At 44.2% G+C, this 8,518-nt stretch carries 11 protein-coding genes; 6 read left to right on the plus strand and 5 right to left on the minus strand.

The features are described from left to right. Nucleotides 1-516: 516 nt before the first annotated feature. Nucleotides 517-1,053, plus strand: coding sequence for a hypothetical protein (locus IM479_RS17590; RefSeq protein WP_287684679.1), 537 nt, complete (start codon nucleotides 517-519; stop codon nucleotides 1,051-1,053). Then, nucleotides 998-2,725 (plus strand): murein biosynthesis integral membrane protein MurJ, encoded by a 1,728-nt coding sequence (murJ, locus tag IM479_RS17595; protein WP_287684680.1) that lies wholly within the window; start codon nucleotides 998-1,000, stop codon nucleotides 2,723-2,725. Before IM479_RS17590 ends, murJ begins: the two co-directional genes overlap by 56 nt. A 75-nt stretch (nucleotides 2,726-2,800) precedes the next feature. Here the strand turns inward: murJ and IM479_RS17600 are convergent, their stop codons facing one another. The 4 genes from IM479_RS17600 to IM479_RS17615 form a co-directional block, all read right to left on the minus strand. After that, nucleotides 2,801-3,130 (minus strand): HigA family addiction module antitoxin, encoded by a 330-nt coding sequence (locus tag IM479_RS17600; protein ID WP_287684682.1) that lies wholly within the window; start codon nucleotides 3,128-3,130, stop codon nucleotides 2,801-2,803. A 71-nt stretch (nucleotides 3,131-3,201) separates the two neighbouring features. Further along, a complete protein-coding gene (locus IM479_RS17605; RefSeq protein ID WP_287684683.1) occupies nucleotides 3,202-3,852 on the minus strand; it encodes a hypothetical protein in 651 nt (216 codons plus the stop codon). A gap of 41 nt (nucleotides 3,853-3,893) precedes the next feature. After that, nucleotides 3,894-5,174 carry a histidine--tRNA ligase gene (gene hisS / locus IM479_RS17610; RefSeq protein ID WP_287684684.1) on the minus strand — a complete coding sequence of 427 codons (1,281 nt, stop codon included), beginning with the start codon at nucleotides 5,172-5,174 and terminating at the stop codon, nucleotides 3,894-3,896. 20 nt (nucleotides 5,175-5,194) lie between these two features. After that, nucleotides 5,195-7,105, minus strand: coding sequence for a heavy metal translocating P-type ATPase (locus IM479_RS17615; protein ID WP_287684686.1), 1,911 nt, complete (start codon nucleotides 7,103-7,105; stop codon nucleotides 5,195-5,197). Between the two features lie 6 nt (nucleotides 7,106-7,111). On the opposite strand from IM479_RS17615, the gene IM479_RS17620 reads away from it, so the two are divergent. The 3 genes from IM479_RS17620 (at nucleotide 7,112) to IM479_RS17630 (ending at nucleotide 7,990) form a co-directional block, all read left to right on the plus strand. Further along, nucleotides 7,112-7,420 (plus strand): hypothetical protein, encoded by a 309-nt coding sequence (locus IM479_RS17620; RefSeq protein ID WP_287684688.1) that lies wholly within the window; start codon nucleotides 7,112-7,114, stop codon nucleotides 7,418-7,420. A gap of 133 nt (nucleotides 7,421-7,553) precedes the next feature. After that, nucleotides 7,554-7,760: a type II toxin-antitoxin system HicB family antitoxin gene (locus IM479_RS17625; protein WP_008198193.1), complete on the plus strand. Its 207-nt coding sequence runs from the start codon at nucleotides 7,554-7,556 to the stop codon at nucleotides 7,758-7,760. A gap of 2 nt (nucleotides 7,761-7,762) precedes the next feature. Next, nucleotides 7,763-7,990, plus strand: coding sequence for a type II toxin-antitoxin system HicA family toxin (locus tag IM479_RS17630; RefSeq protein WP_104398028.1), 228 nt, complete (start codon nucleotides 7,763-7,765; stop codon nucleotides 7,988-7,990). Nucleotides 7,991-8,043: 53 nt separating this feature from the next. On the opposite strand, the gene IM479_RS17635 is transcribed toward IM479_RS17630, so the two are convergent. Then, the gene (locus IM479_RS17635) at nucleotides 8,044-8,250 is read right to left on the minus strand and encodes a hypothetical protein (protein ID WP_287684689.1); all 207 of its coding nucleotides are present in this window, start codon (nucleotides 8,248-8,250) and stop codon (nucleotides 8,044-8,046) included. Here IM479_RS17635 and IM479_RS17640 point away from each other — a divergent pair. Beyond that, the coding region (locus IM479_RS17640; RefSeq protein WP_287684690.1) for a DUF2887 domain-containing protein at nucleotides 8,249-8,518 on the plus strand (270 nt) is incomplete at its 3' end. The genes IM479_RS17635 and IM479_RS17640 overlap by 2 nt on opposite strands.

The following is an 8,518-nucleotide window of genomic DNA, read 5'->3' on the forward strand; positions in this document are numbered from 1 at the left end:
TAACTTTAAACTCTAAGACAAACATTTTACGCAGGGGGTACTTAGATAAAATCAGTATAGCACAATAAAAGTTAAGTTAACAAGCTATAGTTTAAAAAGCCGTCCTAAAAGGACGGGGCTTTAACCCAAAATTTCGGTAACATCAATCCCTCCCATTCTTAAACCTTTGGCGATCGCGTTAGAGACACTTTCATTCAGTGCGATCGCTTTAGCCTAGGCAACTGCGATCGCTGGTGGGCATTGTTAAGTTTTCTTGAACGGGCGATTTTTGTGATCAAGAGTAGAACCATCAATATTTATGGTTCGGTTGGCTATTGGTATGATACGAATGTCTGTGGAGAAATGGGTGTTATACACTCCTGTCAAATTAAATTTGAAAACTAGCGATCGCTTTTCTACGGGAACAGAGAATTGCTATAAGAAATACTAATATTTTGTCGCCATCAGGTTCTAGCCGCAATTCAATTGAGTATAAAATAATCTCAGAAAAAGCCTCCAGAAAATGTCAAATCAACCATGAAAAAAATTATTTTGATTTCTAGTCTATCTTTAACAATGATAGTCGGTATTTCCTGGGCAAAACCAAATATAGTTTTGGCTGAAACTTGTAATTACTTTGCCGGAACTGCTGTGACGGGAAAAAGCATTAACATCGATTTATGTTCGATTGTCCCGGCTAGTTCCCGTAGTGTTGACTTTGTTTATTATTTAGGAAATCAACGACTGGTTAGCCAAGCTAATTGTGATAACGGAACTTGGACGACTTTTCCCGAAAGACAAATTCATCGTCCCCGCTCTCAGGCGACTCAAACAATGCTAGAGGTGGTGTGTAGTTACAGATTCGATAGTTCTCAATCCACATCAAGAATCACTACAGCAATAGTGTTTTCTCCACCATCAAATGTGAGAACATCCCCCAATGGCAATATCATCTGTTCAGTCAGAGAACGTAGAACCATCAATATTTATGGTTCGGCTGGCTCTTGGTATTATACGAATGTCTGTGGGGAAATGGGTGTTATACATTCCAGTCAAATTAAATTTGACCACTAGAGAGCGCTTTTCTGCGGGAACACAGAAACGGGTAGAATCAATCAATGCAGTTGTTTTCTTTCGAGGTGTCATCATTACTAAGAAAGCTACCCGTTCCTTAGCCGGTATTGCCGGAATTGTCGCCGTTGCCACCTTAATCAGTAAGGTTTTTGGTTTAGTCCGCGAACAGGTAATCGCCGCTGCCTACGGTGTTGGGCCAGTGGTGAACGCCTACGCTTTTGCCTACGTTATCCCCGGTTTTCTGTTAATTCTCCTCGGTGGTATTAACGGCCCCTTTCACAGCGCTTTGGTCAGTGTTTTGGCCAAAAGAGATAAATCCGAGTCCGCACCGATTGTGGAGACTGTCACCACCCTAGTCAGTGTCATTTTATTAGCTGTCACCGTCTTTTTAATCGTTTTTGCCAATATTTTTATCGATGTTCTCGCTCCCGGTTTAGATGCCGCCACCCGTGGCATGGCCATTCAACAACTGCAAATTATGGCCCCCATGGCGGTTTTAGCCGGTTTAATCGGCATCGGTTTCGGTACTCTCAACGCGGCGGACCAATACTGGCTACCGAGTCTCAGTCCGCTTTTTTCCAGTGTGGCGGTGATTTTCGGGGTGGGTTTGCTGGCCTGGTTACTTGGCGATCGCATTGATCAGCCGCAATATATTCAACTAGGGGGTTTTGTCCTCGCCGGGGGTACTCTCGTCGGGGCGCTCTGGCAATGGTTAGCACAAGTGGGCGCACAAGTCAAGTCAGGTTTAGGAAAATTAACATTTCGTTGGGATTGGCGGATACCGGGGGTGTCGGAGGTGTTGCGGGTGATGATTCCGGCGACCTTATCTTCGGGAATGTTGCATATTAACGTTTATACTGACCTCTTTTTCGCTTCTTTTATCGAAAATGCCGCCGCTTCTATGCGTTACGCCAGTTTTATCGTTCTCACGCCCTTGGGCATCATGTCTAACATGATTCTCGTGCCGTTTATGCCGATATTTTCTCGACTGACGGAACCGGAAAATTGGGGAGAATTGAAACAAAGAATCCGTCAGGGTTTATTATTGACGGCTTTAACCATGTTACCCTTTACCGCTATCTTTATCGCCCTCGCTTTCCCGGTAGTGCGGGTTATCTATCAACGGGGTGCCTTTAATCTGGCTGCCTCGGAACAGGTGGTTCCCGTATTAATGGCCTACGGTTTCGGGATGTTTTTCTATCTCGGCCGCGATGTCTTAGTACGAGTGTTCTATGCTTTGGGGGATGGCGACACTCCCTTTAAGGTGAGTATGGTGAATATTTTTCTTAATGGTGTGCTGGATTTCCTCTTGTATAAACCTTTTGGTACTCCGGGGATTGTTTTAGCCACCGTGGGGGTTAATATCCTTTCTATGGGCATTTTTACGGTGATTTTAAATCGTCGTTTAGGGGGTTTACCTCTAGGAGAATGGGGTTTATCCTTGTTGGGATTAACGGTAATTACAATGCTTTCTGGTGTTGCTAGTTGGGGTGCTAGTTGGGGTTGGGAAAAGATTTTTGGTGCTGGTAATATTTTCCTACAATTATTACAGTTAGGTTTTGCTTCGACAGTAGCGGTGGGTTTATTCCTTCTCGGTGCGATGTTATTGAAGTTACCGGAATTAGACCTATTAATCTCGCGAGTTCGTCAGAAGTTCTTGAAAAAATCTTAGGTTTAAGTTGCTGCCTCACTAGATTAAAGAAAGGTTAAACCCTAGCTAACACCAAATCAGTTTTTAAGAGTCTGATTAACTCCCTCCCTCGCTCGTAATTACTGTTGTAGGGGACGGAAGAATTTTTTCAATTTGCTCGCTCTCTTTTTGTTTAATATCAAACAAATCCAATCGGATTTGAAGATTTAACCAAAAATCAGGCGAGACTTGCAAGTATTTAGCTAGTCTTAAAGCGGTGCTAGGGGTAATCCCCCGACGACCGTTGACGATTTCGTTAATTTGCCGGTAGGGAACTCCGATCGCATCGGTGAGTTGACGTTGTGTGATACCCATCGGCCGCAAAAATTCCTCTTTCAGCATCTGGCCCGGATGGGTGGGTCTTCTATGGGTAGGTATGCGAACCATATACTCCTTGTTCTGACTTTCCCGACCGACGACCGACTCCTAATCCCACCGACAAACTTTTGCAGCAAACCCTATTTATTTTTAGGAATTGGGGGCAGTTGCGGTGATTTTCGGCGAGAATTAGCACCAGATATTTTCGGAGGTAGGGGTGCATAATTGCGATTAGATAAACTTTGAAGGCTCTTTTTCATATTAGCAGGTTCCGGCAGTTCTAGAGTTACCCCTTCTCTAGCGGTCATTGTTTCCTCTGGTAGGCATAAATCAAAAACAAAGGCGGAATTATTGGTTAAATCAGCCAGTTCTAATTTTACCATCTCTGGAGAGGATTCTCGTGCCAATAAAGGTTCAATTTCGGTTTTAATTAACTGTTCTAATTGAGCCAGATAATTGATCTTAACAGGAGTAACAATTAAATTTAACGTTTCTTGCCAACCTTGCCCCTCTAATTCTGCCAGAATATCCCCATAACAGCGAATTTTCCAGCTACCTATTCCTAAATCTCGATAGGAAAAAATTTCCAGCCAACCCCCAGCATCCGATCGATAATAATGAGTATATCGTTCACTACTTTCGGGAGATTCGTAATCGATACGCACTTCAATATGGGCAAAAGGAGAATCCAGACGGGCCAAGAGACGATAGTTTCCCGAGACAATTTCTAGGGAATTAGTAGAAATTGTGTGTCCGTGATTCTCCCCTTGTTTTTGCAGTATAAATTCCATAATCTTAGCCTAGGCCTAATGTTTGGCCTTGACGCTAAAACTTAGGATTTGTGCCGAGAGATTTGTGCTTTTAATTCCCTTGCTTGTGTCAATAAATCCGCTTGGGTTAGACTAATTTGTTCTTGGGTGGCCATCCATTTCAGTTGTACCGTGCCATTTTCAGCCTCAGCATCCCCCAAAATTATACAGCCCACGGCCTTGGCTCGATCGGCCCGTTTAAATTGTTTCCCGAAAGCGCTGCCGCTTAAGTCCAACTCGACGCTAAACCCCAATCTGCGTAATTCCTGTGCTAATACCACACTGCGCTCCTCAGCTTTTTCTCCTTTGGAGATGAGATAAAAATCGGGAACCAAAAAAGATAAAGATTGCTTTTGTTGTAATAATATAATCAGACGTTCTAAACCGATCGCCCAACCCACTGCTGGTGTGTCTAGACCACCTAATTGAGCTATTAAACCATCATAACGACCACCACCGCAAACCGTCGCTTGAGAGCCTAAATCATCGGACTGAATTTCAAAGGCCGTATGGGTGTAATAGTCCAATCCTCGCACTAAACAGGGATTAAGATTATAGATAACTCCTAAATCCGTTAGTAAAGATTGTACCCGTTCAAAGTGCTTTTGAGAATCACTGCCGAGATGTTCAAGAATACTGGGGGCATTCTCACAGATAATCTTGGTTTTCTCGTCCTTACTGTCTAAAATTCGCAGGGGATTTTTTTCTAATCTCTGTTGAGAATCCGCGTCTAAATCAGCTTTGTAAGGAGTCAAATAATCTAGCAAGGCCTGACGATAATTTTGCCTATCTTGGGCATTTCCCAGGGAATTAAGGTCTAATTTTAGGTTTTCTAGCCCCACAGCTTTTAATATCTCGCTGGCAAGGGTAATTACTTCCACATCCGCCCTAGGGTCATCACTTCCCAATAATTCGACCCCGATTTGATGAAACTGTCGCTGCCTACCCGCTTGCGGACGTTCATAACGAAACATCGGCCCCTTATACCAGAGTCTTTGTACTCCTCCTGCAGCCTGTAATTTGTGTTCAATGTAGGCGCGAACGACCCCAGCTGTTCCTTCTGGTCGCAAAGTCAGGGAACGTTGACCGCGATCGAGGAAAGTGTACATTTCTTTACCTACCACGTCCGTCGCTTCCCCGATACCCCGTTCAAAAAGTTGCGTCTGTTCAAAAATAGGAGTTCGTATCTCTTGATACAGCGCAGTCGCTAAAATTCTGCTAGTGGTTTCCTCTAACCACTGCCAGTAACCGACCTCCGCCGGTAAAATATCTTTTGTGCCTCGGATTGCCTGTATTTCACCCATAGTTCTCGTTATTTTTATCCCTATTTCAACAATCTTAAACCGCTGAGAGTCACTAATACCGTCGATCCTTCATGACCGATGACACCTAGAGGTAAAGTTATATCACCGGCAAAATTGGCTATTAGCAATATGCCGATAAATGCGAGGGCGAAAGTGATATTCTGTTTAACAATGCGATTGGCACGACGACCGAGGTTAATAGCACTGGGAATTTTGGCTAAATTATCGGACATGAGGATAATATCGGCTGTTTCCAAGGCGACATCACTACCAGCTTTTCCCATGGCAATCCCCACATTAGCCATAGCTAAAGCGGGTGCGTCATTAATGCCATCCCCCACCATAGCAACAGTGTGATATTTTTCTTGCAGATTTTGGATGACGGTTAACTTATCTTCGGGCAGTAAATCAGCGTAAACCTCCTCAATGCCGAGTTTTTTAGCGACTTTATCGGCACTTTGTTGATTATCACCCGTAATTAAAACGATATGTTCGATACCGCTCTTTTTTAGTTTCTCCACCAGATTAACTGCCGAGTCACGAAGGGTATCAGCCACAGCGATCGCACCGATAATCTGATTCTCTTGTACTACCCAGACGAGGGTTTTACCTTCTTTTTGTAAACGTTCGCGGATAGCTAAGATATTCTGGTCAAGATCGGAAATATGGTCACGAATATAGGCAAAATTGCCCACAGATACCGACTTATCGGCAATTTTTCCCGTGATACCCCGTCCCGATACCGCTTGTACCTGATTAGCACTGAAGAAATTTATACCACGTTCCCTTGCTGTGGCGGTAATAGCGGCTCCGATGGGATGTTCGGAACAGGATTCTAGGGATGCAGCCACCGCTAACACCTCATTTTCGCTAACTGCATGGATGGGGATAATTTCCACCACTTGCAACTTACCAAGAGTGAGAGTGCCGGTTTTATCAAAAGCGATCGCTCGTAGGCGGCCGATCATCTCCAATCTTGCGCCATTTTTGAATAAAATCCCCTGTTTTGCCCCGTTAGCGATACCCGATAACAAAGCTGGCATAATTGAGGCCATTAAAGCACAGGGAGAGGCCACCACGAGAAAAATTAAGGCCCGATAGATAGTGGTTTCCCAGGTCCAACCCCAGAAAAAAGGCGGTAAAATCCCGAAAATTAAGCCCAAAATCACGATAATTTTCGCATAACCCCGCTCGAAACCTTCGATAAACTGTTGGGAGGGAGGGGATTCATTTTGCGCTTTTTCTACCAAACGAATCACCCTTTCAATTAAGCGACTTTCGGGGGGAGTTTCCACCTTTAAACGTAGCGCTCCCGAACCGTTGAGAGTTCCCGCAAAGACTTCTTCACCGATGGTTTTATCCACGGGAAGCGATTCTCCGGTAATTGGCGCTTGATTGATGGGACTGTTTCCCTCCATAATAATGCCGTCAATGGGGATTAATTCACCCGGTTTGACCAAAACTGTATCACCGATGTTTAATTGCTTGATAGGAACCTCTTTTTCGCCGTCTCCCGTGATTAATCTAGCAGTATCGGGAGTCATAGCCATGAGAGAACGAATATTGCGATCGGTTTTCGCCATGGCAATCTGTTCTAATGCGCCACTAATGGCGAAAATCAGGATTAAAATGGCTCCATCGATGATGAGATAGTAATTACTATCCCAGAGTCCCAAAATCGCCGCTCCCAACGCCGCTACAATCATTAAGAGGTCCACATCCAGTTCTTTTTCCTCGAATAAAGTCGTTAATCCTGCTTGGGTACTTTCGTATCCTCCCACCACATAGGCGATCGGTAGTAGGATGAAAGCTAGGCCGATCAGGTTAAAGTGTAGGCATAACCAACCAAAAAAGACTAAAATAGCGCAAATTCCTGCGGCAACTGCCGAGGAATACTCAGACAACCAAGAGGACGAAATACTCTGAATCATGGAGCGATGGCAATTAATTCTCTCCCCATTCTAGAAAACATTGGCTCGATGCAGAAAACCCCTATGACGTTATCCCCCGCACCCAACTTAGCCGATAATAATTGGAATTTTGCCGAGGTTTGGAGCGATCCGCTGCTATCTCCTCCCTATATCTTGCTTTTACTCGCTCAATCTTCAGGAAACTGTCGCGTGTACGATCCGTCTGAGGGTTATCAGGTGGTATTCACCAGCGCGAGTTACAAGGAAGCGGAAAATTGGCTATTAGAGGACGAATTTGAACCGGTAGAGGGACGACTTTCCCCAGCAGCGATATAATTTCCTTATCTTCTTGACGCTTTTCTTCAAAACCCTTATTCTATATGCTGTTTAGCAAGAATTAGCGATCGCTACTTAACCAACTTAGACCCTAATAGGTAAAATATAAGCTGGGAGATTATGGTGAGAAGTTATGAAGTTGACTGTAACACTTGACCGTGACGAGGATGGGGTTTGGGTTGTAGAATGCCCCAGTATTCCGGGTTGTGTCAGCCAAGGTCAAACGAGAGCAGAAGCTCTGGAAAATATCAGAGATGCGATTATCGCTTGCCTTGAAGTTCGTGCAGAACGTGGACTACCGCTCACGATTGAAACTTGTCAAGTAGAGGTAATGGCCTAATCATGTCCTCTGCTCTTCCTGTTCTCAGCGGACGTGAAGTAGTCCGAATATTTGAAACCTTCGGCTGGCAAGTTGCGCGTCAAAGTGCAAGCCATATCATTATGGTTAAGGAGGGTGAACAGGTAACACTCTCTGTTCCTGATCATCGTGAAGTGGCAAAAGGTACGCTTCGTAGTCTTATTCGTACTGCTGGAATTACGTTACAAGAATTTGTTTCTGGCATGAGATGAACAAGCGAGCTAACAAGTCGAGGAAGCGGAAAATTGGCTATTAGAGGACGAATTTAAACCGGTAGAGGGACGACTTTCGCCAGTAGAGATATAATTTCCTTATCTTCTTGACGCTTTTCTTGGATGCTATCCTTACTAAAAAAGCGATGGAATTGGCTAAAATCGCTCTTTATAGGCAGTCCGAAGGCAATTAACCCCAAAAAAGTCAAAAATAATCCTCCAGAACCCAGCGATGCACCAGCGGAATAGACCGAACTCATGAAAACCGACACGATTTTCTACCGACTTTTTCAAACCTTTCCCGATCTTCTGTTTGAGTTAATCGACTTTCCCAGCGAATTAGCCAATTTCTATCGATTTTCCTCCGTAGAGGTGAAACAACTATCTTTTCGCATCGATGGAGTCTTTCTACCAGAACGGGAAGATTTACCAATTTATTTTACCGAAGTTCAGTTTCAGAATGATCCAGAGTTTTATGCTCGTTTTTTCGCCGAAATTTTTCTCTATCTCAAACAGACGCGGTTAAAA

The sequence above is a fragment of the Microcystis sp. M165S2 genome (genome assembly GCF_020245885.1).
In the GTDB taxonomy this organism is placed as follows: Bacteria; Cyanobacteriota; Cyanobacteriia; order Cyanobacteriales; family Microcystaceae; genus Microcystis.